Consider the following 26,517-nt stretch of genomic DNA (forward strand, 5'->3'; position numbering starts at 1 on the left):
GAGAATCATATCCTATCAACATTATTATTGACAACTGTATTCCCCCACAGCTTGAGATGTACACTGCCGTCGCTGGTTTTGATTCCAACTAGATTGTTTTCTAGTCTGCTATTCGTAGTTATCACAAGGTGAATATCTTCAATTGAAATCCCGTAAACATTAGATGACGCGTTAATGTCTTCGATTTTACCTATAGTACCGTGCTGAAATGCAATACCTTTGTGCCAATTTGTGATAGTCATATCCGATATTCTCACATCATTATTGCTCGAGGTATTTATCTGAATTGCAGTCGTATGGCTATTCCCACGCCCATCAATAGTGTGTCCGTTCCCATCTAATACGACATTCCCGGAGCGGATTTCGATGCAGCTTTGTGAAATTCTAGTTCCGCCACCATTTGTGATATTCGTAGTAAGCTCATATCGTCCGGGGTTATCAATTACTGTACAAGAATTGATTTTCTGTGTATCTGGATTGTCGAACACTAACTGTGTCGATTGAACTCCAACACAAGCAGAAAGTACAATAATTACTAAAATTGACACCCACCCCCTCATTCTTCCCATAACGATACTAATGTCCTCATCCCCAATAGGATTTTTATCGTATTTGTGTACTCATTCACACCATTATCATTGATTATATCTATTTCAATTAATATTTTAGAATTATTTTGCTATCTTCCATAAGTGTAATTCTAATCAGTAATTTTGATAGTTGATATCAGCAAGATTTTGATCAAGATAGGGAGTCGAGAGTTCTCCGACGGTAGATCAATGTACGTATGAAATGAGCGACCAGAATGACCGATAAATATCACATTCAGGAATCGAACCTCTTGAATCCAGTTCTGATCGGTGAGCCCACCATCGTACGTTGACATTCGTGTTGACGCTGCTTCGTCTTTGTGTTCGTATAGGCCAATTCAGGCTCAATTATAACGATACCCAACCACGCCAAGTGGCATCCCACTAATGAACCCAATGAACATGACCGTGCCAATGGCGATAAGTGATGAACTAGCTTCCATTCCCGTTTTAAGCGTAGTTGTCGTATCAAAGGCTAGCCAGCGGTTCCGTGAGTGTCAATATTGGTAGAAAGACGCTGCGTCGAGACTGAAGAGTAGACACGTTAGTCGATCGAGGTGGTGGATTGTTGATACTGATTAGATAATGTCTTGGATACCATTTGTATACCTAATCCCCAGAAAGAGAGACCAGCTCCCGCAAAGAGATACCAGAGTGCAATCCGGAGGTCAGCTGAGATGGGGAGATGAGCATGGATTCCCAATGGTGGAACAGCCACGAGTAAAAAAACGGTCAAGATACCTGCTTTATTATCCATCTGTTCCCACACCGATACATGCTGGGAAAGCGACCATCCACCGATGCCCCACATAGCCGCAATTAGAACGACTAACTGCACATTCCAGTACCCATCGAGATAGAGGATCGCCGTAGGCACACACATACCAATGGCACCAGAAAAAACATTTCTAAATGAGATCATATTTTGACAATTATGATAGGCCATAATAAAACTCCCGCTCGTACCGATTCCTACGCGTTGAGATCTTCAGTCTCAACTTCCGGACCCGGGTAATCGTGGAGATCCCCTATGGCATACTGACTACTGCAGTTAGTTGATCAGGTTGAGTAGCTCCAAGACGCGTCTAGAGCTTACCGAGCTTTCGCATGAGATCGATTAGTTCACGCGCTGACTCGATTTTCTCCCGTCGTACCTGCTCTCCAAAGCACGGGTCGTCCAGCGACTCGAAGGCGTTGATCGCCCGGTCAAGGTTCTGAATCTTAGGGATTATCGCCTGTCCGGTCTGGTAGTCAACTTCGCGCTCTCGAATCTGTCGGACCAGCTGCAACCGCTGCCGACGAAGATATGAGAGCACCGCCTGGATGCGTTCGCGCTCTGTCTCCTGCAGGTCATCGCGGTCAGCAACCTCGAAATAGAACTCACGGAGGGGAACAGATTCGTCTTCGATTCGAACCATCTCTGGAATTGAACTGCCGATAGTCCCGCTCGTCTGGTACACCTGTTCCAGAAGCTCCGTGCACTGATGTTCGCTCATTTGTTGTGTCATATCCGTTTGAAACGTCATGCGATTGGAAGATAGGCGTTCCGAGCAACGAATTACTCCTAGGAGGTTGTCACTAACGTTTAGGGGAACCAGGATAATACCTCCGAAAGATGAATGGGGTAATGGATTCGGACGAGTTTTTCGACCTCCTGAGCAACTCAACCCGAATTGACATCCTCCGAACGCTGGCGAACGCACACGAGGAGACCCCAGACGATCCGTGGCTTGAATACACTGAACTCCGAACGGCCGTCGGCGTCCGCGACAACGGGAACTTCAACTACCACCTCGACCGAATGGGCGACCTGGTTGTGAAGGGGCCAACAGGATACTGTCTTTCGCGTATCGGCATGGCGATCCTCTCGACGGTCGCTTCCGGCGTCTTCGACCCCGATTGGCGATGGGGGCCAGTCGACACACCCGGCGACTGCCAGTATTGTGACGACCGCGTTCAACTCGTTTACAGGGACGGGAATCTCTGGCTCACCTGTGGAGCGGACGATCATACCATCCCGCTGTCAGTGCCGCCGAGTGTCCTCGACTCTCACCCGGACGACGCCGTGGTCGAACAGGTCGCCATGCTGCAGCACCAGTGGATTGCGCTGACCCGACAGGGGATCTGTGCGGAATGCTACGGACATGTCGACGGTAGTATTAGTTACGGTGGCGCACGCGAGGACCACTACCATTATCACGGCGAGTGTCGCCGCTGTGGTTTCCACCACGGCGTCCCCGTCGGACTGTTGGTCCTCGGCCACCCCACCGTTCAGTCCTTCTACTACGAACGCGGGATCGACATTCGGACGGTTCCGTTCTGGACGCTGGACTTTTGTGAGCCCGGAAGCGAAACGATGCTATCTTCGGACCCACTCCGTCTCCAAATCGACGTGGCTCATGATGGCGACGAACTCCACGTCACACTCGACCGGGATGGTACTATCGTTTCGACAGACCATCCATAACAGATCCCAATTCTTGCTGATGCTCAGTTAGACGTTCTCGCGTTCTCGCATGGCGGCTCGAATGTGGTTTCACTTGCTGAGGCTAAACGCAGAAGATGGGAGTAGAGAGAGTTTGACGAAGCGAGTTGATTCGAGAGACGCGGTGGTCTTATTTGAGCGAGAATTCGCTGTGTGAACGTACTAGTTCGGACAGGCAAAATCCGACGAGGTCTATAGTTCAGCACCGGTCAGATTGCCACCTAAATTATGAAAAATATATACTCAGTACGGTTAATTACACACCATGCAACCAGTAAAGCGGGAGCGGTTGATCTATCGAAGTACACCGGAGCGAGACCTTGCCGTCGATGTCTATGCTCGAGCGGGCGTAGAAGATGCCCCGGCAGTGGCACTCATCCACGGTGGTGGGTGGATGACCAATCATCAGGGAATGTTTGAGCAACATCTAACTCGATTAGCGGAACGAGGCGTTGTTGGGCTGGAGTTTACCCATCGTCTATCGTCGGAGGCACGATTTCCAGCGCCAATCATGGATATAAAGTACGGCATTAAGTGGCTGAAAGCGAATGCAAACCTGCTTGGTTTGGACCCTGGAAGAGTCGTTATCGGTGGCCACTCAGCGGGTGCGCATCTCGCTGCTCTCGCCGCAGTCACGCCGGACCATCAGCCGCTTGAACCCGAAGACGGGCCGGATGAATCGAGTCGGGTGGATGCCGCCATCGTTCTGAACGGCCTGTACAATCTCGAAAAGCTCGGGCAGATTCAACCCTCCCGTCTCTTCGCCTCAGAATTCATTTACGAACTATTTGGAGATCGATACATCGCCCGCCGTGAGGCATATAGAGCAGGCTCTTGCAGCACCCACATCGATGGAGATGAGCCACCGTTTCTTGTTTTAGCGTCTACAAATGATCAAGAAGTGCCGCTGTACGAGTCGGTTCAATTGTATGAACAACTCTCGTATATGGGAAACGAACCTGAACAGTACATTTCGTTTGGCGGGGATCACTTTTGTTTTACTGCTGAGGGTCCGGATTACGAATCGGGACTGAAACGAATCGAGTCGTTTCTTGCAGATCAATTCTCCAGCTTTGCAATATGATTCCACATACATTGACAATGCTTTTCAACTCAGAGAGTTATTCCAATGCTTATGAAGTATAAAATAGAAGACGGGAAACACTACGTAATTGGCAACGCTGCCGAGGTCCTCGAGGAGTACGAATCGGAAGCGGCAGTTATCGCTCTCGACGACGCCTGGGCGTTTCCACAGCGAATAACACGGTTTGACGCCGATTTTACCACCCATCCGTTCGATGAGTCACAGGACGACGTGAGTTCATCACTGAACGTAGACGACTCCGTAACAACGACCGACATTCTCGACAGTTGTTACGACGCGTTACAGGATGGCGGCTGGCTCATCGCTGATGCGGAAGATTGGCTGCTCCCACACCTCATCCAGTACCTCAAAGAAGAATGGGGTGATGCGGCCCAGACCGATGACGAGTATGATGGGGGCGGCTATCGTCGAACCGGCGGCGTTACGTATCTGAACTCGAAGGGCGAACCCGAACGCAATTCAGACCGAAAGTATTTCTCATCCGGTGGTTACTCAGTCGTGTTCGCGCACAAAGGGAAAACCGACCGTCAAACAACGGTTTCAGTCCGACAATTTGCGACGCGACCGGAGAAATGGAATGATGAAAACGTCAAGCCGTTTTCGCCATACGAAACATGGCTTGGCGCACTGATGGAACCCGACGAACTCCTCTTGGTTCCATGCGCGGCTACTGCACCGGCCGCGATTGCCGCGGAGCGGGAACTCGATTCAGTTCGGTACGCCTGTATCGACACCGACGAGGAATGGGTCGACGTTTTCAAAAAGCGGCGGTCGGAAAACATCTGATATCGAACAAGGGGGTTTAAAATCCAAGGAACGTCCGATCATGAACCCATCTTGAGAACACCAATCTACTTGGCGGGAATGTTAGGGTATTACAGCGATCAAGTTCTATAAGACAGTGATTTTAACAGAGCGTGGATAAAAATGTTGAAGTATTATTGTAAAGAATTATTCTTTATCTTATGAAATGGAATATGCAGCCGCTTCGTCGTAAATTCGACCGGAGTCAGAAAATATGATCTTTTCCGGCCGGTCGACGGTATGGCGCTATTACGCATACTGCGTCTCTCTCAGCAATGGATTTTTCATTCCAGTCGGGATTCTGTACATGCAGTATCAAGGTCTTGGACTCGACGCGATCGGATTTACGCAAGGTGTGTTTCTTTTTACAATCGTTGCATCCGAGATACCGACGGGCTATCTCGGCGACAGAATCGGGAGACGACGAAGCCTAATACTGGGGAATACGCTCGTTGCGCTGGTCATGGTAACGTATCCATTTGCTGATTCGTTCAGCGAATTTATAGTACTGTTCGTCGTTTGGGCGTTCGGAACGTCGTTCAAATCCGGAACGGCCGAGGCCTGGCTGTACGAGATGCTCAAACAACGACTCGACGAATCCGAGTTCGCCCGAATTAACGGCCGTGGGAAAACGTTCACATTCGGTACGTCTGCGCTCACCGCAGCAGCAGCAGGTGCGCTCTTTGCCTTCAACCCGATAGCACCGTTTCTCGCCAACGCGGTGTTGAGTGCACTCGGCATTCCCATCTTGCTTTCGCTTCCGGAAGTCACAGTTAAAGACAAAGACCACGACCATTTCAGGATTCGAGACGCGGTGCAGGCGCTTCGTATCCAGGTCAGCGAGCCGAAAATTCGGTGGTTCGTTCTCTACGTTTCGCTTTTCTTTGCGGTGATCGAAATCGCTCGCACATTCGAGCAACCCGCCGCAGTGGCTGTCGGCATGCCGGTAACCCTTATCGGAATCATGTACAGCGTATTTAAACTACTATCTGCGGGTGCTGCCTCGCTCACAGGGGTAGTGGAAGACCGAATCGGCATCCAAACGGCATTCGTTCTGCTGGTACCGCTTATCGTAGTGGCGTACGCGAGCGTCTATCTTCTTCCACAAGCGATAATCCTCGTGTTTTTCATGTTACGGGGGTTACGCTCGATCACCGGACCCCTTCGGAATCAGTATCTCAACGACCGGTTAGGATCCACCGGTCGTGCAACGGCTTTGTCGGGGGTTTCGATGACGATGTCGTTAGCCGGTGGAACTGCACAGTTCCTTGCTGGAAAAGTAGTGACACTGACTGGTATTATCGACATGCTAGTGCTCTCTGGCGTCGGAATCATGATCCTCGCAGCGATAGTCTGGTTGTTTACATCCCCTATTCGTACACTAGACCAGTCCACCAACGAATCCGAAGCAACAGCCACGGATTGAGGATAGTCGATTGCTATTGTTGAAGCTATGAATCCACGTCGCCAAACTCGTCCTGGTATTCAGTGTATTCGAGATAGTCCTCGACCAAGGGCCAGATATCGATGAGTTCGCAGTCTTTGTCCGAGGTTACGCGAACCGCGTGTTCGACGTTTGGTGGGATGGCGAACATGTCGCCTTTCGATGCCGATTGCACTGCACCGCCGATGAGAACATCACAGGTTCCCCGCGTTACCATCGTAATTTGCTCCCACGGATGGGTGTACGGCGAAAATTCGTCAATTTCTGGAGAGAGTGTCGAAAATCCGACCATCATATTCTGTCCTCGAAATACCTGCATCGTCGAGTGTTCCGTGATGTCCGTGGCAGGAATTTCTCGTCTGTTGTAGACTCTCGGAGACATTTCATCTTGGTAGCTTCGTACCATACTAATAGTTATCGTGCATCTGATTTAATTCGTGCGGAAGTTGAAAACTGGTACGACATCGAGAATGAGGTTCGCTATACGTGATCAAGCCACCCATCGTAGCCGTCGATTTCTCCCGCAGTGAGGTCGAGATAGAGGCTCTGTAATTCCTCGGTAATCGGTCCTCGCACCCCATCACCGATAGTGGTCGTGTTCACCGCAGTCACGGGTGTGACTTCAACACCGGTCCCACAGAGGAACGCTTCATCAGCGGTCAGCAACTCGCCAGTCGTAATGGTCTTTTTCTCTACCTCGTATCCGTGATCCTGTGCGAGAGTGATGAGGGTTCGACGGGTGACCCCTGGCAGAATTCCTGAGTCGAGACTCGGCGTATAGAGTACCCCATCTCGGACGATGAAGACGTTCGAGTCAGCTCCTTCTGCAAGGTTACCATCCATGTCGAGAAGGAGCGCGTCATCGTACCCGTTCCGCTGTGCCTCCTGTTTTGATAGCAGTGACATGAGGTAGACGCCGTTCGCTTTCGCTTGAACCGGGAATTGTGAAGAGTGGAGTCGCCGCCAGGGCGAAATCATGACCTCGATGCCGTTCGTTAGAGCGTCTTCCCCCGACAGTCGCCCGAGAGGAAACGTGAATATGTACGTGTTCACCGGCGCTGCTTCCGGATTTCCGATACCGTGATAGCCGTAACCGACGGATGGACGGACGTAAAACGAGGTCTCGAATTCGTTGACGTCGTTCCGTCGGAGTACCTCCCGTGCGGCGGCAGAAAGTTCTTCGACGGAGTATTCGAGATCCATTCCGATGAGTTTCGCGCTGTTTTCCAACCGTTGGAGGTGGTCTTCGAGTCTGAACACTGCTTGTCCCTCTTCGGTCGGATACGTTCGAATGCCTTCGAAAACGCCCGCACCGAATGTTGCAACCTCGGAAAGAACATGGGTCGTCGCGTCGTCCCAATCGATAAATCCGCCGTCCATCCATACAGCCCCGGTGCTGACTTCATCAAAATCAACCATGCATCGGAAGAATCTACCCGATTGTATAACTATTCTGGTCGCTCGGACCGACAAGTGGGTGGTTTGAGGCTTATCGAAGGTGACCGGGATAGTACGCACCGCGGTCCCCAATAACGATCGTGGTAAACCCAGCGTAGATCGACATGTTTGCGATCACCACACCCATGATGTAGTACATGTTATCCGGGAATTCATCCGCGTTGACGTCGAATTCCGCAGTGTGGCTTTCACCAGGAGCTAACACGACCTCGCGCTGTCCCGGGTCGAAGAACTCGTTTTCTTCGTTGTCCAAATGAATGACAATCGGAAGAAACGTCGCTTGAAGAGGCACGTCCTCTTCGTTTTCGAACTGTATCGTTAGTATCGGATCCGAAACGCCCGCGTCTCCAAGGTTGGTTTCGACGAGTGGGAACTGCGGTGCCGGATCTCGCTTGGTCGTCGGAACATCGAAAACGACGCCACAGCGCGGACAAGCGCAAAACAGTCGCTTGTTCTCCCCGTCCCAAGAAGCCACTTGCTTGATGAATAGCGGACGCACGGAACAAATTGGGCAGGTATGTTCGGAAGCGTATACCTCGTCGTCACGCATGCTACCAGCGTAATTGTATAGCGGAAAATCCCCTTTCGCTCTGAGCATCGAGACGAGACTCTCCCTGATCGAGTTGACCTGCCCATAGACCGAGTTAACTGCCGATCCCATCTCTCCATGTCGGTTTGCATCGAATCGTTCGGCTTCGGTCTGTTTTGGCAGGTTTCGGGCCTCCTTTCTGATTTCGGAAACACGGTCGGTGATCTCAGTGCCGAAGAATCCCGTCGCTTCCGTTTTCGTCATATTCCGTATCGAATCGACCATCACATCCCGCTTGAGTCGGTGAGCGTAATCGCCACTGATAGCCACGTCAAGGTCGGTTTGCATTTTCCCGCCACTGAACAGTATGACTCGAATTACGGCATCGTCCTCGAAGGCAAGATAATACAGTGGGATATCGGTATCACCCTCGTTTCGGACGTACAGGCGTTCGTCATATGCGGGTGCAGACCCCTTCGGAACGGTGAAATCGCACACATATCCATCGACGGCCGAAAGATGGATCGATAGTTCACCGACATCAGCGTGGTATTCAAGATCAAAGTCCGGAGTGTACGGGGTGTCGATTTTCGCGTCCGGTCGTCCGTACGCGAGGTACGGATAGCCCATAATACCGTTGACGTGGGAGTTCTTGTTGAGGAGATAACACCGCTCATTCAGGTCGTATCCGGACATGAGGAGAACGTGGTGTAACAGTAGTTCGTACGGCCAGCTCGGTGCGACTCGATACGCTCCTATCAAGGAATCAGCGCCGTCTAGTAGGCCCAAAGACGGGAGAATCGGGAGGTCAGATGTTGCGTTGGGAAGTGTCGAAGAACAAGACAGGATAGCAAGATGAGCCGCGTCGATGGACTCAGCAGAGATAAGATCGTCCGCTATCGGACAGTTGACTTCGCCGTCTTCGACGCAAAACGGCTGACGACCGGAGTAATCCTTGACGGACTGAGAAATTGGATTACCGCAGATGAATCCGTCAGAGATCGAAATATGAATCGTTCGTCCGTTCGCATTGATGCCGAACGAACGAAGCGGTTCCGAGGTCAGATCTTTAAGGGCCCCGACCGTCACTTCGTCTCGTTCGAGGACCGTCGCGTTCTTGATAGTTTGTGCACCTTCGGGCGGTTGTCGCATGAACGAAAGGAGGTCTTCACCGTTGTTCTCGACTTTGTCGAAATACAGCTTTTCGGCGAGCTCCGGAGTGTAACCCGTGATGATACTGAAGCTTCCCGTTTCCACACCTCGGTCGAGTAGCCTCTGTTGAAACGTCAGCGCGGTATTCTCCGTAATGTTGGCCGGATCATCGACGTATAGAACGTGTTCGTTCGACGCAGTCGCAGTCGCGAGATCGGTTACGAGACGTTCATCGCGGTCCGCCGCGATTCTCTCGGCAACGGTAGCGAATCCGTCAGTATTAGTAGTGTAGACGACCATATTTTTTATTAATTTCCAGAGTTATTAATACTTTACAATAATGGCACCAATTAATGAAGAGACAAGTGACATCCTCCCCGTCGTTTACGACGGGGATTCCCACACAAGAGGAAACCCGGCCCGATGCCGAGCAGGTTTCAGGACCGTTTCGTACTTCCGTGCAAGTACCGGAAGCCAACGTAACCCTTGATATTAGGCACTTCACGGAGTGTACTAAGCGTTTGGAGTTTTGGCCATGCAACTGACGGTAGTCGCCTCACAAAGCATGCGCGATTCACGCCCGCGGTAAGCGACGAGATTCTCTCGCTGTTTAAAGATAGCTTGCAACAGTCAACGCCGCGGATACGCTTCCATCCACGGGCGGGCACGTTCGAACGCTGCACTTGCAGCGAGTATGTCGTCCTCGGCGAATCTGGGCCCAGCGATTTGCAGACCGACTGGAAGACCGCTGTCCGTAAACTCTCCTGGGAGCGAAGCTGCGGGGTGCCCCGTGAAGTTCAGTAGGTACGTCATACACCAACCAATAGTTGGGTCGACGGGTACCCCCTCGATTTCCGTCGGACCGAGCGTTTGCCCGCGCTCGGCGTTCTCGACCGGAAGGCAAGCCAGCGTGGGTGAAACGAGCAGATCGTAATCCTCGAAAACATCCTCGATAGCGTCGAAGACGTCGGTCTGATGGCGTTGCATACGGATATACTCCGAAGCGGTCACATCTTGGCCATCTCGTATCAACTGTATGACTTCGTCGGCGAGGTCGTCCTGATGGTCCTCCAGCAGGTTGACACCGTAGTCTCGCTGTAAGTTTCCGTTCATCGTTGCGAAGCTCACAGCCGTGAGAGAAAGCCACACTTCGGTGAGCTCTCGATGGCTCTTGCCGATTTCGACTTCGATAGGTTCGACGGTTGCCCCTTCCTCAACGAACACACTGACCGCGTTCTCGGCGGCGGTTCGGACCTGTTTCTCTACCGGAAAGATACCGAAATCCGGCGTATACGCGATTTTGTAACCGTCGATAGAATCGTCAGTCGCTTGTAGATAGTCGATTCCGTCGTCCGGTAGACTAAGTGGATCCCGAGGATGCGGGCCGCTCATCACATCGAGCATCAACGCGGCGTCGCGCACACTTCGAGCGATGGGACCGTGGTGGACGAAGTTGCCGTTTGCAGCACCGAATCCATTCGGTCGATCAACCGACGCGACACGCCGAAATGTCGGTTTGATCGTGTATACACCGCAAAACGACGCTGGAATTCGGAGAGAACCACCGGCATCACCCCCGTGAGCGAGCGTGGCGAGACCATCGGCGACAGCCGCCGCGCTTCCACCGGAGGAGCCGCCCGCATTTCGGTCGAGGTTGAACGGGTTTTTTGTCGCCCCGAAGAGATGATTGTCGGTCGTTCCCTTGTGGCCGAATTCCGGTGTGTTCGTTGTTCCGAGTATAACTGCACCAGCGTCCTCAAGCCGTTCGACAAACGTCGAGTCAAAATCCGCAATGTTGTCCTGAAACGCTACTGACCCGAACATCTGGGGTAGCCCCTTTTTGAAAGCATCGAGGTCCTTGAGCGCGATCGGGACGCCAGCCAGCGGTCCAAGCCTACCACCCCGCTCCGCGGTACGCTCCAACGCCTTTGCTCTCTCCCGTGCTTTGTCCTTCCCGACCGCCACATAGGCGTTCAGCTCATCATTTCTTCGGTCGATACGTTCGAGAAAACACTCCGTGATTTCGACTGGTGAGACCTCACATTGTCGGACCTGTGTCGCGATTTCGGCCGCCGATTTATATTGCCACTCGGTCATGCCTCTCGTAATTATATACTATCATTCGTATTCGTTCTGTAATCGTCATTTCAAACTACGTCGGTGATGGTTCGGTTGGACGTTGACCTTCCTCTTCGATGGCTACTGTGAGGGCGGCGCTAACGTGGTCGATTTCCGCAGTCGTGAGTTCTGGATGGATCGGGAGCGACAGAACTCGTGAAGCGATGTCTACGGTCGTTGAAAGTCGATCGATAGGACGGTCGTACGTCTCTCGATAGTAGCTATTCTGATGGACTGGCTCGAAGTACACTTTCGAGGAAACTCCCCGTTCTGCGAGCGATTCGATAACAGCATCACGGTCGATCCCGGCGTCGAACGTGACTGGGTAGAGTTGATAGACGTGACGACCATCAGCGGGGTCCGTCATCGGTTCGACTCCGTCTATGGCATCGATTCGGTCGGCGTACGCTTTTGCGACCCGACGACGGCCTCGAATTAATTCATCGACTCGGTCGAGTTGAGCGACACCGAGAGACGCAACGACATCCGGCATGCGGAAGTTGTTTCCGAGGGTACGGTATTGTCCCGTTGAACTGGACTCGAAATAATCACCCGACGCACGGCCGTGTGAACGGATCAATCGGAGGTCTGCTGCGAGGTCGGCATCGTCCGTGATGACAGCTCCACCTTCCCCGGTTGCCACGACCTTGTTCTGACAGAAGCTCAACATAGCGGAGTCTCCGAACGTACCAACGGCGTTTCCGTTCGCGGTAGCTCCGAACGCCTCGGCGGCGTCCTCGATGAGAACCAGGTCGTACTGCTCAGCAATAGTGGAGAGGGACTCGATTCGACAGGCACTCCCGGCGTAGTGAACGGGGATGATTCCGGCTGTATCGTCGGATACGAGATCCGCTACACTCTCAGGGTCGAGGCCATAACGGTCTCGTTCGATATCAGCAAATACGGGCTCCGCACCCACGATTCGAACCGCGTTGGCAGTCGAAACGAACGTAAAAGAAGGGACGATTACTTCGTCACCCTCACCAATTCCATGAGCACGGAGCGCTGAAACGAGTGCTGTCGTTCCGGTATTGAAGACGACCGCGTGTTCGATATCGAAAAACGATTTGAGTTTTTCCTCAAATTGGTCGATATAGGGGCCGTTGGCCCAGTATTGACCACGAGTGATGGATTCAACCGCGTTCATTACCTCCTCAGAACCCCACGAGATTTCGAAGAGAGGAACTTCTTCTATCATTGGATCTTAGAGACTAGTATCACGACTGCTGTTTCAGCACTCTCTGAGTCTGTTTACCGGTGGGTTGGGACTCGTCGCGGTAGTTTCGAATTTCAGAAATGAGTTCAGAGGGAGAAAGCAGGTCCGTATCGGCGGACGTATATTCGCCCGTGAGACAGTTGGTCACTTGATGCGTGACGCCTCGCTCTTCAAGATCCAACTGAGGCGCAATAATGTATTTGTTCTCCGTTTCATAGATACGGTCTATCACGTCACGAGAGATGAGCTTCTCGTGAATGCGCTCGCCGGGGCGTTTCCCGATGAGTTCGATCTCAATGTCCGAGGGGTCGTATCCGAACTCCGGTGCGTACTCGTTTCGAAGTACCTCGGCGAGGTCGCCGACGCGGAACGCCGGCATCTTCAACACGGAAATTTCTCCGGGTTTCATTTCTGCACTTGCGTCGATAACGAGATCAACTGCCCGATCGACAGACATTATAAAGCGCGTCATGTCCGGGTCAGTGACGGTAATCGGCCCGCCGTGCTTGATCTGGTCGAGAAAGAGTGGAACGACTGACCCCGTCGAGCCGAGGACGTTCCCGAACCGAACGCAGTTCAGGTTCGTCTCGGACATATGATGGCGCTTGTTGGCCGCAGAGATAAGTCGTTCCATGAGAAATTTGGTCGCCCCCATAACCGATGCCGGGTTGGACGCCTTGTCGGTGCTGATCGCAGTGAGTGACTCGACTCCTTCAGCGAGTGCTGCCTCGATCAGGTTTCGACTGCCATCGATGTTCGTCTTGACTGCTTCGAACGGATGGTGTTCGCTAAAGTCAGTGTGTTTGAGTGCAGCGGCATGAAACACGACCTCGACACCGTTCATTGCTGCCTTGATCCGATCCTTGTCACGGAGATCACCCAGCAGACAATTTATCGACTCGTTCTGACCTACTTGGCGTTTGAGTTCGACCAAACCGTTCTCGTCGATATCGACCGTGCGGATTTCATCCGGATCGTGCTCCGCGATACGTTTCACGAGCGTCGAACCGATGAATCCACCTCCACCGGTGACGAGAACCGTTTTTCCCTCCAGATAACTCATGTAAATGATGTTGAATCCATAACGCAATAAACTTTTCCTTGGATTTGTTAAAACACGACGCTTACAGATTTGTATCGATCGGCAGTCGAATAGAGACGCCTTCGTAACCTAAATTCCTCAATAAAATAAAATCGTCTCGATTGGTACAAGACACATATAATATTATAAATTTATTTAATCCAAAGATTTAATAATCATCGAGAGACATCTATCTAACCAATGACCACTGTTGCTGTCGTTGGAGGCGGTCCCGCTGGATTGAGTGCTGCACTATTCACCCAGAAAAACGGTCTCGATACCGTGGTGTTCGATACAGACGAGACGTGGATGCATATGGCCCACCTGTTTAACTACTTAGGTATCCGAAGTATCAGTGGGTCTGAATTTATGACTATTGCCCGTGGACAGGTCACCGACAGGGGTACGACCATTCACCAGGGTGAGGAAGTCACGGGAATATCAGAGACAGAGGACGGGTTCGAAGTCGTCACCGAGGAAAGCGAGTACGAAGCTAACTACGTGGTGCTTGCCACGGGACGGAACCGTCAATTCGCTAAAGACCTCGGCTGTGACTTCACCGAGGAAGAAGAAGTAGATGTCAGCGTTCGAATGGAAACCAGCGTCCCTAACGTATATGCGACCGGTGCAATGGTCCGCGACCAAGAGATGGAAGCCATCATCTCCGCAGGAGACGGTGCCACTGCCGCCCTCAACATCCTTTCTAAGGAGAAAGGCGAAGGATTCCACGACTTCGACAAGCCGGATGACGTTCCAACACTCGCTAGTAACTGAATCGTCGCTCGGTTTCCAGACACCCTTCGATGTATCGGTCGTGGAAGAATGAAAAGCGACTAATAAACGACAGAGCCGAATATGATAATCGACGGTAACGAAATCGAAGACAACGGGGTTTTTTTCATCGCTGAGGTGGGCGTGAATCACAATGGGAGCATGGCACGTGCGAAAGAACTGATAGACGCCGCCGCGGCAGCCGATGCCGATGCGGTCAAATTCCAGACGTTCGAAACCGACCGACTGGTCGCGGAGCAAGCCCCAAAAGCGGAGTATCAAAAGAATCGAACCGGAACGGAGGGCTCACAGCACGAGATGCTCGAACAGTACGAGCTGACTACCGAAGAACACGAGGAACTTCTCGAATACTGCAACGAAGTTGACATTACGTTTCTCTCCTCCCCGTTCGACCGGAAGAGCGTAGATCTTTTGGACGAACTCGACGTCTCCGCCATTAAAGTCGGATCCGGAGAACTCACTAATCACCAGTTACTCCGATACATCGCCAAAACCGGTAGACCGGTGATAGTAAGCACGGGAATGGCGACGCTTGCTGAGGTCGAGATGGCAGTAAAAACGATACGGGACGCCAATTCGTCGGTCGCGTTCAGTCTCCTCCACTGTGTTTCATCCTATCCCGCAGCGTTATCAAGTCTGAACCTCCGCGCCATAGAAACTATGAACGAACGGTTTTCGGTCCCGATCGGTTATTCGGACCACAGTACAGCAGTTGAGACCCCAGCATTCGCGGTGAGTATCGGTGCCCAAATAATCGAAAAGCACATGACACTTGATAAATCGCTTCCCGGCCCCGACCACGAAGCGTCACTTACCCCCGACGAACTAGACCGAGCAGTCACAATTGCCCGCAGGGCGGCGAAAGCAAGGGGCACCCCCGAGAAAAAACCGGTGCCGTCCGAATCAGAGAACCGCAAAGTCGCTCGGAAGAGCCTCCATACTAGCCGTAAAATCGGAGAAGGGGAAATACTCACGAGGGACGACGTGGTGATTCTCCGACCCGCTAACGGACTTTCCCCTGCCGCATTCGATTCGATCCTCGGTAAGCGAACAACAACGGATCTGGACTCCAATGCGCCGATAACGGCGCATGCGATAGCTAATGTAGATGAGGAGTGATCGATGCCGACGAAAAAGATAACCGTCGTCACTGGCACGCGAGCGGAATACGGACTGCTATCGTCGTCGATGGCGAAAATAAAGCAAAGCCCCACGTTGGAGCTGACGACCGTTGCAACCGGGATGCATCTTTCACGGAGACACGGCCACACGATCGATCGGATTCGAGAAGACGGGTTCGACGTTACGGATTCCGTCGACACGCTGCTCGGAAGCGACACTGGACGTGGGATGGCCAAATCACTTGGACTTGGTATCGCGGGACTCGCAGAGAGCTTCGAGTCCATTGAACCAGACGTAGTTCTCACGCTTGGCGACAGGGGCGAGGCATTTGGCGCTGGTATCGCCGCCGCACACATGAACATTCCAGTTGCCCACATACACGGAGGGGACGCGATGAAGGGGGCGACCATCGACGACAGTATCAGACATGCTCTCACGAAATTCGCACACATCCACTTTCCCGCGACCGAGGCGAGCAAACAGCGGATTTTACGTCTCGGCGAGGAGGAGTGGCGCATACAAACTGTCGGCGCGCCAGGGCTGGACGACGTAATTGACGGCGAATATGACGACGCCGAGAACGTCCGAGAGACGCTCGATCTCGATAGTACACGACCGCTCGCTGTAGTCGTTCAACACCCAGAAACCACCAATCCCGAGAACGCTGGCGAACAAATGCGCCAAACACTCGAAGCGATCACTGAGTTCAACGCACAAATCGTCGTCATCCATCCGAACGCCGACGCTGGAAGCCAGCAGATAATAGAAACGATTCGCAGGTACAAAGCGTCCGATCGATTCGCCACGTTCGAGAGCCTTCCACGGCGGACGTATCTCGGGCTATTGGATACAGCAGACGTGATGGTCGGGAACTCAAGTAGTGCAATAATCGAAGCGCCATCGTTCGGTCTTCCAGTAGTCGATGTCGGGCCGCGGCAGGCAGGTCGCGACCGGGCTGAGAACGTCGAAAGCGTCCCTCACGACACGGCGGCAATATGTGACGGGATTGAAACCGCGCTCGAAACTGGCGGTAATCGCGAATACACGAATCCATACGACATGGGCGGCGCGGCGGACCGGATCGTCAAAACGCTTGAAACGATATCGATCGACAACCGACTTCTCACGAAGTCGATTACGTATTGACGAGGTGGACAGAAGTGAAGATACTATACTGTGCCGGAGAGCAGGCATGTGTCGTTCTCGACGTTCTGCGTCGAAACGGAAATATCGACGACGTGGCGATCATCGACGATGATAGCTCTCGACACGGGAAGTCTATCTACGGTGCCGAAATCATCGGTGGCGAAGCGATGTTAGCGAACCTCGAACCGACACAGGACAGCGTTCTCGTTGCGTTCGGTGCGAATCAGGAGGTCCGACTCGAGCTGGCGGAGCGGGTTAGCGAATACGGTCTTGGTTTTTTCAATGCGGTTTCAAACGAGGCGACGGTCTCTACAACTGCATCCCTCGGCGAGGGAGTCACGGTAAACGCACAGGCGTACGTCGGGCCAAACGTAACTGTCGGTGACCACGTAATTATCGATAGCCTCACCAATGTGTCCCACGATTCGACGCTCCGAGACGGCGTGACGGTCGCGCCGGGAGCAACGATTTCCGGAGGGGTAGTGATCGGGCGGGATTCGTTCGTCGGGGCGGGTGCAACCGTGTGTGACCATACAAATATCGAAGCAAGCGCGACGATCGGAGCCGGGGCAGTCGTCACGAAAGATGTGCCCGCAGGTGCGACCGTTGTCGGTGTCCCGGCAGAACCGCTGGAATGAAACCGTTCCGGACTTCAACACTCGGTCGGACCCGTCGGATCAATCGATTCAGGAGATGCTCCAACCGCCGTCGACGACAAGGTTGTGTCCGGTAACGTAGCTCGCGGCGTCCGACGCGAGAAACACTACTGCACCAGTGATATCGTCCGCGTCCGCCATTCGACCAAGGGGCGTTCGTTCCTCGTACTGATCAACGAACTGCTGGCCCTGCTGGTCTGACACACCACCAGGACTTACCGCATTGACGCGAACACCGTACTCACCCAAGTACGACGCCAGGTAGCGAGTAAGATTGAGTACGCCACCCTTGATCGCGGCGTACTCCACCGGACTCGTAATATTCGTTCCTTGGTAGAGCGTAAAATCCGGTGCCTGAACCCCATAAATTGATCCAAAGTTGATAATTACGCCGCCCGAGTTCTGTTCCTTCATAACGGCCGATGCGTGTTTAGCCGTCGAAAAATAGGAGTCCAAATTCAGCGACACGTTTTCGTGCCAGTCGTCTATCGTGACTTGTTCGAACTCCCGGCCATAGTTCTCGTTTCTTGGGTACGCACTGTTGATAAGGACATCCAACGACCCGAATTGTTCAACTGTCGTCTCGACTGTCGCCTGCACTTCCTCGTCAACGGTGGAATCTACGTGGGCAAATTCCACGTTTTCTCCGAGCTCCGAGACGAGTTCGGTTCCGGCCGATTCGTTAACGTCAGCGACGATCACCGTAGCTCCGTGGTCGAGAAGGCCACGAGTAACCGCCCGTCCGATAAGTCCCGCACCACCGACGACGATGGCTGTCTTTTCGGAGAGATCGAATCGATCGGTCACTGCTGTTCCTCGCTCGTGTAGTTGGTCACACTGTTGATTCGAGGGTCACACCGAATTGCATTGAGCTCGGAGTCAGACATAGCGTGACAATTAGATCCATATAATATAAAATATATACAATCGTATTTTACTTCGTGATTTCGCGGTGATTGAACGGATTTGGGGGACGGTTTTTCATTTCGGATAAAAATACAAACAATAAAGCGAGAGAGAATCATTGTGGGTGATAATGACGTACACAGCAGGGGTCATCGGATTCGGTCGGGTCGGCCGAAACCATGCGGAAGCGTTTCTCGATAACGACGATATAGAACTCCAGGCGATCGCGGACGCGGATCCGGACCTCGTCGCCAAAATGGGGTCGCATTGGAATATTCCATCGTGCCAGCGCTACGATAGGCACTCGGAATTACTGGAAACCGAAAGACTAGATATCGTCACGGTAGCGACTCCGGGACACCTGCATCGAGAGCACGTCATCGACGCGGTGAACGCGGAGCAACCACCTCACGTTATCTTGTGTGAAAAACCGATTGCGACGAGCGTGCGTGACGCTTCGAGGATGGTAGCTGCGTGTGAACGGGCTGGAGTCACGTTACTCGTAAACCACTCGCGCAGATTTTCCGAATGCTTTCAGGCGCTTTTCCGACTGCTCCACCAAACGGACGTTTTCGGAACGATCCGGTCAGCCGAGGTCGTTTCGGGTGGGGAGTTGCTCAACATAGGAACACACTACATGGACCTCCTGCTGTACCTGCTCGATACGCGCGTGAAAGACGTGCGAGGTGGGTACGTAGAGCCGATTTCGTCGCATGGCTACACCCGATTTCGTGGCGGGGGGACTTTCGTCATGGAAAACGATGTTATCGCCACCCTTAATCCAGCCCCTGGGTCGGCAGATAGATTGTATCTGGAGAGCGACCGAGGTCGGTTGTCGATGCCGTTAAGTATCGCACAAGATGCTGATCACGAGTGCCAATTCTGGCGGATCGAAGACGGTCTACGGTCCCTTACCGAACCTCCGGAACCATTGGAAGCGCTTTGGGAACGAGATATCGACGGAGTTCATTCGACATTCGAACCCGGGATGGTTCCAGCACAACCCCTCTTCGAGAACGCCGTAGATCACATCGTAGGAATCCTCAACGGCAGCGAGCACAACGCTGTACCCGGTACCCGTGCAGTTCACGGGTTAGAGGCACTTTTTGGGACAGTAATCTCGGATTTTACAGGTTCTCGCGTTGTATTACCGATAGAAGAACCGTTCCGAGCGGTCCCTCTAGAATACGACATTTAAATATTAATTTGAGACGTACAGAATCGGATAAGTACTTATATATCATCATTCACTCATCAATGAAATTTATTTACAGAAAAGTTTATTAAACTATAGATATAATAGGTAAATTGCTATGTGTAAGGAGGTGATGGTGCATGGCTGTTACTGATTAGGGTACCGCGGTCTGGCCAGTACTGCATAAAGACACGATTGATAGGTTATCGCGGTCGAAAGACGCGAAGCCGAACGACACAGGGAGGATGCAGTCATCACAGACGGCGTCAAACCAGTGTCTTCATGTTAAACGGGATAATCGTCCGACGAAACTGAAACTTACTGCTGGAGTTCGTAAACGAATACTCAGAGAGTTACCTCTAAAGCTGTGGAGGACTGAATACGCTTGATCGGAGCTAATCCTACGTAGATCGATAGTGGTGGGCTTCGAGAGGAATCCATATTCTTCAAATACGGATTTGAATCCCGTTGCGTCCGCTCACAGCCAGCGGTAGCCGATCGCCAGCGCTCAACCGATCGCACAGAACAATCCGAGGAGTCTCATGTATGAAGGGCCAATGTCCGAAAGCATCCCCGATTCAGGAACGCTCGTTCGTAGCTCCGATTCGTGTGCCGTTTCCTCAATTGACGAAGTCAATGTCGAGTGGGGGTCTGGTGTCACGTCCCGCTCACAGTAGTCAGGAGACCGCTGTCGTTTCTGTCACCATGCTCTGCACAGTCGTCGATACCGTTACCGTCGAAGTCAGTATTGAGGTAATCGGGTGTGCCACCATCGATGGCCTTCTCCGGCGGTTCGTCTGGCCAGCGGGTGGTTCACGTGGGAATTCGATGAAGACGCCGCGCCTGTGGTGTTCCGTCGAAACGCGATACACCTCAGCCCGGCCGAATCCAAGCAAGCGTTTCACCCGCTTCGAACTCGTCGTTTTCGTCGAGGATGATTTCGTCGAGCTGACCCGTCACCGGTGCTGGAACGTCGATACTCACTTTTTCGACTTGGAACTCACAGAGATCGTCACCAGCCTCAACGTGACTCCCTTCGGTCACGAACCAGTTGACGACCACTGCCTCGTCCTCCTCGACATCCGTCGGCCACACGTCGGCCGTATCGACTGAGACGCGATCGGAATTCGAACTCATGAATTCGAGTGTACGTTTTGAACGGTCTCAATGATGTCGTCAGTCCCCGGAATCACTTCGTTCTCTAGCGGCCGGGCATACGGCAAGGGTACGTCCGGAACCGCGACTCGTTCGACAGCGTCAAGATCGTCGAGCGACCCCTCTGCAACGCTCGCAATGATTTCGCCAGTGACGCCGAACGAACGGTAATCCTCATCTACGACGACTAACCGACCGGTTTTTTCGACGGACTCTTGAACGGTCTCGGTGTCGAGCGGAACGAGCGTTCGGAGGTCGATAACTTCGGTTTCGATATCGTCGTCGGCGAGTGAATCAGCCGCTTCGAGTGCTCGGTGGACGTGGAGTCCGAGGGTAACGACGGTAACATCGTCACCCTTGCGCTTGATGTCGGCATTACCGAATGGAATCGTGTAGTCATCCTCGGGGACCGCCGTTTTTGGTCCGTCTGGGGCAGGCATCCAACCAATTCCCATCAATCGTTTGTGGAATAGATAGACGACCGGATCGTCGTCACGAATGGCATTGTGCATCAAGCCCTTCGCGTCGTACGCCGTCGAGGGCACGACGACCTTCATCCCGGGAAGATGCGCGAACGTCCCGTAGAGGGTTTGGGAATGTTGTGCGGCGTCATTGTAGGTACCGCCGACTGCCGTCGTGAGCACCATTGGGACGTTCACCGACCCACCGCTCATGTAGGTGTTTTTCGCCATTTGGTTGTAGATCTGGTCCATGCAGACGCCGAAGAAATCGACGAACATGAGTTCAGCAATCGGTCGCATCCCTTCCTGGGCCGCACCGACGGCGGCTCCGAGATATGCCGTTTCGCTGATTGGAACGTCCATAATTCGGTCGTGGTCGAACTCGTCGAGCAGGCCGTCAGTACTGTCGAAAATTCCACCGTAGTCGGCAACATCCTCACCCATGTAGAAGACTTCCTCGTTTTCATGCATCTCGTGAGCAATCGCCTCAACCATTGCCCGACTCATGGTCAGCATCCGCCCAGATTCCTGTTCTGGTTCTTGCTGTGCCATCAGTCGTCACCTCCCGAGGGACGAATCTCGATGGATGGCTCGGTGTCGGTAACGCCGGACGGTGGATTCGAAAATACGTCTTCGTATGCCTCCTCCGGTTCAGGTTCCGGTTGGTCTTTCGCCCATTCGATCGCTTCCTCGACGCGATCGTGGGCGTTATCACGAATTTCCTCGATTTCCTCCTCATCGACACCGTGTGCACGGAGATCACTGGCAAGCCGTTCGATCGAATCCCGTTGTTGAGCAGCTTCCGTGTCTGTCTCCGGTCGGTAGCTCTCGGGATCACCCATGAAATGGCCCATCCGACGGTGAACCTGGACTTCGATAAGTGTTGGTCCGTTTCCATCACGGGCACGGCCGACTGCCTTCTTGGCAGTCTCGTAGATGGCGATTGCGTCATCGGAATCAACGCGAACGCCAGGGAGGTCGAAGCCATCCGCCCGCTGGGATCCGTTTTCGACGTCCGTGACCCGTTCTTTCGGCATGCTGATAGCCCAATCGTTATCCTCGATGACGAATACGACCGGCAAGTTCTGGACGCTCGCCAAGTTGAGCGACTCCAAAAACGCACCTTGGTCGATCGCACCCTCCCCGAGGAACGCGACAGCAACACTGTCGGTGTTGCGCTTTTTTGCGGCCAGTCCCGCACCGACCGCCGGCGGACAGCCTTCCGCAATGATGCCGCTACATGCAAATTTTACATCCGGGTCGAACAGATGCATATGTCCCCCTTTACCCTTGCAAAGGCCGGCCTGACGACCAAAAATTTCGGCCGTCATCCGCTTTAGATCGACGCCCTTCGCGATGGCTACGTGATGGGGTCGGTGGGGAGCCGTAACGGTATCATCTTCTCGAAGATGTTGACACACGCCTGCGCCCGATGCTTCGTGCCCCGCCGCGAGGTGGAGTTCGCCCGGAATCGGCCCCGCAGAAATATCGAATGCAGGCTGTTTCCCCTCCAAATACTCCTCCTGCAGACGTTCCTCGTAGTTTCGCGCCGTCACCATATCATCGAACATTTCACGTAATTCGTTAACAGCAACCATGGTATGCCCATAAAGGTGACATCGTGAATCGAGAAATAGCTAGGGATGCGTCGACGGGATGTGGTGGAAAGCGGCTGTCGGAATCAAGGCACAGAGACAAAGATGCTACTGGGCGCGAGTTACTATGGACAGTATCTTATTCAGTCGATGGACGATGGTGATCCACGTCAGTCAATAGGGTCACGATGGCTGATCCTACGAAGGGATACGGACGGAGACGTGGAGATACCCCAAAGCCGTTGTCGACTAGATTGTATTGCAGGGACTTCACACGATTGTTTCGACCGACAGAATTAACAAAATCCGAATAGCAAAGAGGAATAGAGGTCAAACGGATGGAATTCTAGTTGTATAGGGTGGGGAGTTCGTAGTGAGAGACCACACACCCAACGGATTTATCAGTGAGTGGCCTGTAGTATTGGGCGACATGAGCAATACTAAGTTCGACCCGTCGGAGGTCGCACGGCGAGTGTATGATGATGAGGCGGAGGATATCTTCGTTCTCGACGTTCGAAACGAGGATGATTACGAAGAGTGGCAAATAGAAGAAAGCTACAATCTCCCGATTTACGACCAACTGCTGAGCAAGAACTTCATCGGTCTCCGCGCGTCGCTGGACGACATCCCCGAAGATGAAGAGGTTGCCGTCGTCTGTGTCGGCGGAGTCACGTCCGCACGGGCCGCAGACTACCTCCGTGACAAGGGTTATGATGCGAAATCTATCGAAAATGGCATGAATGGCTGGGGACGCGCTCACCGCGAACATGACATTAACGGGGAAAATGTAGTACAGATTGTCCGACCTGGAACCGGATGTGTCTCATATCTCGTCTTCGACGACGAGGAAGCAATCGTCGTGGACCCGAGCCAGTACATAGATGTCTACCTCGATGCAGCCAAGAAGCGTGACTTGGATATCGTCGGTGTCGCCGACACTCACACCCACGCGGACCATATCTCTGGTGCGCGCCGGTTGGCCGGCGAACTCGACGTTCCATACTACCTCCACGGAGACGATACCGCCGATCTCGACCGCGTCACAGAAATCGAGGACGGCGAGACGATCGCGGTTGGATCCCGAAAGCTCGAGGTGTACCATACTGCAGGCCACACTCCCGGTAGCGTTTCGTTCGTGTTCGGCGATACCCTTCTCAGCGGGGACACACTGTTCCTCCGGAGTGTCGGTCGTCCGGACCTCGAAGATGGGTCGGAAGATGCGATCCGAGAAGCAGCGAGCGAACTGTTCGACAGTCTCGACCAACTAGTCAACCTCGACGATAAAACGATCGTCCTTCCAGGACATTTCAACGACGAACAAGTTCGCCCACTTGCAACCAACCTTGAGACGCTCCGAACGGAGGCGAATAACGAACTCCTGAGCTACGTCGAAGATGGTGACGAGGAGGAGTTCGTCGAAACGATTGTCGAGAGCCTTTCGGACGAGCCCGCGAACTACAATCAGATAAAACAAATAAACTGGGGGAAAGAACAAGCAAGTGGGGACGCCGAATCGCTTGAACTCGGTCCCAACAACTGCGCCGCGAACTAATCACACCTGCGAGACCCTTCGTTGGTGAAATAATTCGTGGCTTGAATCCACCGTCTTGTTGATAGACACATACAATTTCTATTATTGAGTTGGATGAAAACGAGGCCAACCCCCAGTGGTCGCCGAGTTCAGTAGGTGAATAATACAAAACACGTGATGGTGATTTTACCAACAGCAGCCAGTCAAATCAGTCAGTAACACTGATCAGCAACACTGACCAGATATAATATTCGGTGGTACTGATGGTAAGTAGGGTAAGACAGTAAAAGGCGATATCGTTTACCAGGGGAGAGCACAATCAATCAGTAATACTGGACAGCAATACTGGCCAAGACGACTGTCCAATAGCATGAAGCTGGTGACCCCACATATCGAAAGCAGGTAAATGGGAAAAAGGACGGAGATAAAGTAACACCTCAGAGTAAGACCATGCGAAGCACGAGTTAGAAATACCTGGCCCTATTGAAACCCTTGCTAACAAACATGAACGGTGAGCAGCTGGAGAGACAAGGGATGGTCTCCCGGAGTCACGATTCCTTCGATTCGTTGATCGGGCGATGGTGTTGGCTCGTCGTGCTGTTACACGGGTTCGACTCGAGATCCACGTAACGACGACACGAAAATACGATACGAAGATTGCACCATTGGTAGTGAAACGGAACGCAAAGGCCATCACAGTCTTAACCGGTGATAAGGGATACGACGACCAGAAGCTCCGACCGTTTGCCTACGAATACGATATTCGACAACTTATCAAACACCGCGAATTTACCACACTCCATAAAGCGTGGAATGCACGGCTGGACAGCGACCGCTACCATCGTAGAAACATGAACGAGACAGTCAACGGCGCAATCAAACAGAAATTCGATGCCTTCGTGCGGTCACGCCAGTGGTGAAAGCAGTTCCGCGAAGTCGCCATCAAGTGCGTCATTCGCAAATTGGAACAAGCCCTCGCTATTTCACGTGAAGAGAGGATATGTCTCTAATGCTGAAAGAAATGGACTGCTAAATATTGAGAGAGGATACCGCAAACAGATAGTGTCCGTTTACATCAACAATATGAAATTGTGGCATTCTAATGTATGAACGAAGTGATTCAGTATTCTCACTCGTCGTCGAATGTCGCACCAAACACCAACCCCAACGCAATTCCCAATCCCATTCCCATCGCACTCCCCAATGCGATTCCGAGTCCGATGTGATCGAGTACGACACCGATTACCGTTCCGAGACTAGTTCCGAGAGTCATCCCCATTACCATCCAGATTACCAGCGACACATCACCGAGCTTCGAAGAAACCTCGCTGAACATTATTGATGGGTTGTGTCAGTGCCTAAAATCTTTTTCCTCCGTGAACAACAAAGGATGAGCGAGTGATATGAGGGGGGACGTACCCTCTATTCAGCAGGTAGCCGGGGGTTTACTCGGATTCTAATAGAGATAGTATACTGAAAATAGAGGGCTGACTTTCTCAGGGGTCATTAACTTAGAACATATAGTGACAGCACCTGAGCGACCACCCATATAACGACCCCTCCGGTGAAAAATACGAACGCATAGACGAAGGCCTGTGACCGTGATGCCTCTTCTATCCGCTTTCCCCCACCAAAGTAGTATACAAAGCAACCAATGCTCAGGGTGAGCGACACCAGTCCATAGAACGACGGTTGAAATCGTAATACGACGGTGAACTCGATGAATAGAATTGTACCGAGAACGAGAAAACATGACTTCATCAGGCGTGCTTGGTTCATGACTGTAAGAATCACCGGGGGCAAGAATAGCGATACCGATACTTCTCCACACAACTACGTACTGGCCTGACCGACTCGCGCCCTGTAATTAGCAGGATGTCTGAAGCCTGTCATCGATGGAGGAGTTCAACAAGGCTGAATGCCTCAATAATTCACCGCGTAGGAAGCGTACCGACTGAGCTCAATTCTAGATTAGT

General features: G+C 52.5%; 24 protein-coding genes and 1 pseudogene. 11 read left to right on the forward strand and 14 right to left on the reverse strand.

Annotated features, from left to right (window positions below; genetic code table 11):
• Positions 1-5: 5 nt before the first annotated feature.
• The 3 genes from OOF89_RS19910 to OOF89_RS19920 form a co-directional block, all read right to left on the reverse strand.
• Complete coding sequence (locus tag OOF89_RS19910) at positions 6-569, reverse strand: pectate lyase-like adhesive domain-containing protein (protein ID WP_266081325.1); 564 nt, start codon at positions 567-569, stop codon at positions 6-8.
• 565 nt (positions 570-1,134) lie between these two features.
• On the reverse strand, positions 1,135-1,536 hold the full coding sequence (locus tag OOF89_RS19915) for a hypothetical protein (RefSeq protein WP_266081326.1): 402 nt from the start codon (positions 1,534-1,536) through the stop codon (positions 1,135-1,137).
• Between the two features lie 139 nt (positions 1,537-1,675).
• A complete protein-coding gene (locus OOF89_RS19920) occupies positions 1,676-2,098 on the reverse strand; it encodes a DUF5788 family protein (protein ID WP_266081328.1) in 423 nt (140 codons plus the stop codon).
• A 107-nt stretch (positions 2,099-2,205) separates the two neighbouring features.
• Between OOF89_RS19920 and OOF89_RS19925 the strand changes: the two genes are divergently transcribed.
• The 4 genes from OOF89_RS19925 to OOF89_RS19940 all read left to right on the forward strand — a co-directional run bounded on the left by OOF89_RS19925 (position 2,206) and on the right by OOF89_RS19940 (position 6,410).
• Positions 2,206-3,057: a winged helix-turn-helix domain-containing protein gene (locus tag OOF89_RS19925; RefSeq protein ID WP_266081330.1), complete on the forward strand. Its 852-nt coding sequence runs from the start codon at positions 2,206-2,208 to the stop codon at positions 3,055-3,057.
• Positions 3,058-3,340: 283 nt separating this feature from the next.
• On the forward strand, positions 3,341-4,159 hold the full coding sequence (locus tag OOF89_RS19930; RefSeq protein WP_266081333.1) for an alpha/beta hydrolase: 819 nt from the start codon (positions 3,341-3,343) through the stop codon (positions 4,157-4,159).
• 51 nt (positions 4,160-4,210) lie between these two features.
• Positions 4,211-4,966 carry a hypothetical protein gene (locus OOF89_RS19935; protein ID WP_266081335.1) on the forward strand — a complete coding sequence of 252 codons (756 nt, stop codon included), beginning with the start codon at positions 4,211-4,213 and terminating at the stop codon, positions 4,964-4,966.
• 232 nt (positions 4,967-5,198) lie between these two features.
• Positions 5,199-6,410, forward strand: a complete 1,212-nt coding sequence (locus OOF89_RS19940) for an MFS transporter (protein WP_266081337.1) — start codon at positions 5,199-5,201, stop codon at positions 6,408-6,410.
• 25 nt (positions 6,411-6,435) lie between these two features.
• On the opposite strand, the gene OOF89_RS19945 is transcribed toward OOF89_RS19940, so the two are convergent.
• From OOF89_RS19945 to OOF89_RS19970, 6 genes are all read right to left on the reverse strand, one after another.
• Positions 6,436-6,723, reverse strand: a complete 288-nt coding sequence (locus tag OOF89_RS19945; RefSeq protein ID WP_266081339.1) for a cupin domain-containing protein — start codon at positions 6,721-6,723, stop codon at positions 6,436-6,438.
• A 185-nt stretch (positions 6,724-6,908) separates the two neighbouring features.
• A complete protein-coding gene (locus OOF89_RS19950; protein ID WP_266081341.1) occupies positions 6,909-7,847 on the reverse strand; it encodes a branched-chain amino acid transaminase in 939 nt (312 codons plus the stop codon).
• Positions 7,848-7,917: 70 nt separating this feature from the next.
• Complete coding sequence (locus tag OOF89_RS19955; protein WP_266081343.1) at positions 7,918-9,867, reverse strand: hypothetical protein; 1,950 nt, start codon at positions 9,865-9,867, stop codon at positions 7,918-7,920.
• Between the two features lie 330 nt (positions 9,868-10,197).
• Positions 10,198-11,664 (reverse strand): amidase, encoded by a 1,467-nt coding sequence (locus tag OOF89_RS19960; RefSeq protein WP_266081345.1) that lies wholly within the window; start codon positions 11,662-11,664, stop codon positions 10,198-10,200.
• Between the two features lie 55 nt (positions 11,665-11,719).
• Positions 11,720-12,832: a DegT/DnrJ/EryC1/StrS family aminotransferase gene (locus tag OOF89_RS19965; RefSeq protein ID WP_266081347.1), complete on the reverse strand. Its 1,113-nt coding sequence runs from the start codon at positions 12,830-12,832 to the stop codon at positions 11,720-11,722.
• A gap of 70 nt (positions 12,833-12,902) precedes the next feature.
• Positions 12,903-13,964, reverse strand: a complete 1,062-nt coding sequence (locus tag OOF89_RS19970; RefSeq protein WP_266081349.1) for an SDR family NAD(P)-dependent oxidoreductase — start codon at positions 13,962-13,964, stop codon at positions 12,903-12,905.
• Between the two features lie 219 nt (positions 13,965-14,183).
• On the opposite strand from OOF89_RS19970, the gene OOF89_RS19975 reads away from it, so the two are divergent.
• From OOF89_RS19975 to OOF89_RS19990, 4 genes are all read left to right on the forward strand, one after another.
• A complete protein-coding gene (locus OOF89_RS19975; protein WP_266081351.1) occupies positions 14,184-14,756 on the forward strand; it encodes an NAD(P)/FAD-dependent oxidoreductase in 573 nt (190 codons plus the stop codon).
• Between the two features lie 81 nt (positions 14,757-14,837).
• Complete coding sequence (gene neuB, locus OOF89_RS19980; protein WP_266081352.1) at positions 14,838-15,893, forward strand: N-acetylneuraminate synthase; 1,056 nt, start codon at positions 14,838-14,840, stop codon at positions 15,891-15,893.
• Between the two features lie 3 nt (positions 15,894-15,896).
• Positions 15,897-17,042 (forward strand): UDP-N-acetylglucosamine 2-epimerase, encoded by a 1,146-nt coding sequence (gene neuC, locus OOF89_RS19985; RefSeq protein ID WP_266081354.1) that lies wholly within the window; start codon positions 15,897-15,899, stop codon positions 17,040-17,042.
• Between the two features lie 14 nt (positions 17,043-17,056).
• Positions 17,057-17,680 carry a NeuD/PglB/VioB family sugar acetyltransferase gene (locus tag OOF89_RS19990; RefSeq protein WP_266081356.1) on the forward strand — a complete coding sequence of 208 codons (624 nt, stop codon included), beginning with the start codon at positions 17,057-17,059 and terminating at the stop codon, positions 17,678-17,680.
• A 48-nt stretch (positions 17,681-17,728) separates the two neighbouring features.
• Here the strand turns inward: OOF89_RS19990 and OOF89_RS19995 are convergent, their stop codons facing one another.
• On the reverse strand, positions 17,729-18,505 hold the full coding sequence (locus tag OOF89_RS19995) for an oxidoreductase (protein ID WP_266081357.1): 777 nt from the start codon (positions 18,503-18,505) through the stop codon (positions 17,729-17,731).
• Positions 18,506-18,734: 229 nt separating this feature from the next.
• Here OOF89_RS19995 and OOF89_RS20000 point away from each other — a divergent pair, with 229 nt between their 5' ends.
• On the forward strand, positions 18,735-19,802 hold the full coding sequence (locus tag OOF89_RS20000) for a Gfo/Idh/MocA family protein (RefSeq protein WP_266081359.1): 1,068 nt from the start codon (positions 18,735-18,737) through the stop codon (positions 19,800-19,802).
• An 870-nt stretch (positions 19,803-20,672) separates the two neighbouring features.
• Here the strand turns inward: OOF89_RS20000 and OOF89_RS20005 are convergent.
• Genes OOF89_RS20005 through OOF89_RS20015 form a run of 3 tightly spaced genes read right to left on the reverse strand, consistent with a single transcriptional unit; the run spans position 20,673 to position 22,986 of the window.
• Positions 20,673-20,936, reverse strand: a complete 264-nt coding sequence (locus OOF89_RS20005) for a lipoyl domain-containing protein (protein ID WP_266081360.1) — start codon at positions 20,934-20,936, stop codon at positions 20,673-20,675.
• Positions 20,933-21,967, reverse strand: coding sequence for an alpha-ketoacid dehydrogenase subunit beta (locus OOF89_RS20010; RefSeq protein ID WP_266081362.1), 1,035 nt, complete (start codon positions 21,965-21,967; stop codon positions 20,933-20,935). The genes OOF89_RS20005 and OOF89_RS20010 overlap by 4 nt, the downstream gene beginning before the upstream one ends.
• Positions 21,967-22,986, reverse strand: coding sequence for a thiamine pyrophosphate-dependent dehydrogenase E1 component subunit alpha (locus OOF89_RS20015; RefSeq protein WP_266081364.1), 1,020 nt, complete (start codon positions 22,984-22,986; stop codon positions 21,967-21,969). Before OOF89_RS20015 ends, OOF89_RS20010 begins: the two co-directional genes overlap by 1 nt.
• 454 nt (positions 22,987-23,440) lie before the next feature.
• On the opposite strand from OOF89_RS20015, the gene OOF89_RS20020 reads away from it, so the two are divergent.
• Together OOF89_RS20020 and OOF89_RS20025 are read left to right on the forward strand one after the other, a co-directional pair.
• A complete protein-coding gene (locus OOF89_RS20020; protein WP_266081366.1) occupies positions 23,441-24,562 on the forward strand; it encodes an MBL fold metallo-hydrolase in 1,122 nt (373 codons plus the stop codon).
• A gap of 593 nt (positions 24,563-25,155) precedes the next feature.
• A pseudogene (locus tag OOF89_RS20025) lies at positions 25,156-25,461 on the forward strand (IS5/IS1182 family transposase); the annotation flags it as partial.
• Positions 25,462-25,670: 209 nt separating this feature from the next.
• Here OOF89_RS20025 and OOF89_RS20030 read toward each other — a convergent pair.
• The gene (locus tag OOF89_RS20030) at positions 25,671-25,877 is read right to left on the reverse strand and encodes a hypothetical protein (RefSeq protein ID WP_266081368.1); all 207 of its coding nucleotides are present in this window, start codon (positions 25,875-25,877) and stop codon (positions 25,671-25,673) included.
• Positions 25,878-26,517: the final 640 nt, after the last annotated feature.

Origin of the sequence: Haladaptatus caseinilyticus (genome assembly GCF_026248685.1) — an archaeon.
Classification (GTDB): domain Archaea; phylum Halobacteriota; class Halobacteria; order Halobacteriales; family Haladaptataceae; genus Haladaptatus; species Haladaptatus caseinilyticus.

Bases quoted from the DNA above. Each gene is read 5' to 3' on its own strand.
- OOF89_RS19910 (WP_266081325.1), bottom strand. From the start codon at position 569: ATGGGAAGAATGAGGGGGTGGGTGTCAATTTTAGTAATTATTGTACTT.
- OOF89_RS19915 (WP_266081326.1), bottom strand. From the start codon at position 1,536: ATGGCCTATCATAATTGTCAAAATATGATCTCATTTAGAAATGTTTTT.
- OOF89_RS19920 (WP_266081328.1), bottom strand. From the start codon at position 2,098: ATGACACAACAAATGAGCGAACATCAGTGCACGGAGCTTCTGGAACAG.
- OOF89_RS19925 (WP_266081330.1), top strand. From the start codon at position 2,206: ATGAATGGGGTAATGGATTCGGACGAGTTTTTCGACCTCCTGAGCAAC.
- OOF89_RS19930 (WP_266081333.1), top strand. From the start codon at position 3,341: ATGCAACCAGTAAAGCGGGAGCGGTTGATCTATCGAAGTACACCGGAG.
- OOF89_RS19935 (WP_266081335.1), top strand. From the start codon at position 4,211: ATGAAGTATAAAATAGAAGACGGGAAACACTACGTAATTGGCAACGCT.
- OOF89_RS19940 (WP_266081337.1), top strand. From the start codon at position 5,199: ATGATCTTTTCCGGCCGGTCGACGGTATGGCGCTATTACGCATACTGC.
- OOF89_RS19945 (WP_266081339.1), bottom strand. From the start codon at position 6,723: ATGATGGTCGGATTTTCGACACTCTCTCCAGAAATTGACGAATTTTCG.
- OOF89_RS19950 (WP_266081341.1), bottom strand. From the start codon at position 7,847: ATGGTTGATTTTGATGAAGTCAGCACCGGGGCTGTATGGATGGACGGC.
- OOF89_RS19955 (WP_266081343.1), bottom strand. From the start codon at position 9,867: ATGGTCGTCTACACTACTAATACTGACGGATTCGCTACCGTTGCCGAG.
- OOF89_RS19960 (WP_266081345.1), bottom strand. From the start codon at position 11,664: ATGACCGAGTGGCAATATAAATCGGCGGCCGAAATCGCGACACAGGTC.
- OOF89_RS19965 (WP_266081347.1), bottom strand. From the start codon at position 12,832: ATGAACGCGGTTGAATCCATCACTCGTGGTCAATACTGGGCCAACGGC.
- OOF89_RS19970 (WP_266081349.1), bottom strand. From the start codon at position 13,964: ATGAGTTATCTGGAGGGAAAAACGGTTCTCGTCACCGGTGGAGGTGGA.
- OOF89_RS19975 (WP_266081351.1), top strand. From the start codon at position 14,184: ATGACCACTGTTGCTGTCGTTGGAGGCGGTCCCGCTGGATTGAGTGCT.
- neuB (WP_266081352.1), top strand. From the start codon at position 14,838: ATGATAATCGACGGTAACGAAATCGAAGACAACGGGGTTTTTTTCATC.
- neuC (WP_266081354.1), top strand. From the start codon at position 15,897: ATGCCGACGAAAAAGATAACCGTCGTCACTGGCACGCGAGCGGAATAC.
- OOF89_RS20000 (WP_266081359.1), top strand. From the start codon at position 18,735: ATGACGTACACAGCAGGGGTCATCGGATTCGGTCGGGTCGGCCGAAAC.
- OOF89_RS20005 (WP_266081360.1), bottom strand. From the start codon at position 20,936: ATGAGTTCGAATTCCGATCGCGTCTCAGTCGATACGGCCGACGTGTGG.
- OOF89_RS20010 (WP_266081362.1), bottom strand. From the start codon at position 21,967: ATGGCACAGCAAGAACCAGAACAGGAATCTGGGCGGATGCTGACCATG.
- OOF89_RS20015 (WP_266081364.1), bottom strand. From the start codon at position 22,986: ATGTTCGATGATATGGTGACGGCGCGAAACTACGAGGAACGTCTGCAG.
- OOF89_RS20020 (WP_266081366.1), top strand. From the start codon at position 23,441: ATGAGCAATACTAAGTTCGACCCGTCGGAGGTCGCACGGCGAGTGTAT.
- OOF89_RS20030 (WP_266081368.1), bottom strand. From the start codon at position 25,877: ATGTTCAGCGAGGTTTCTTCGAAGCTCGGTGATGTGTCGCTGGTAATC.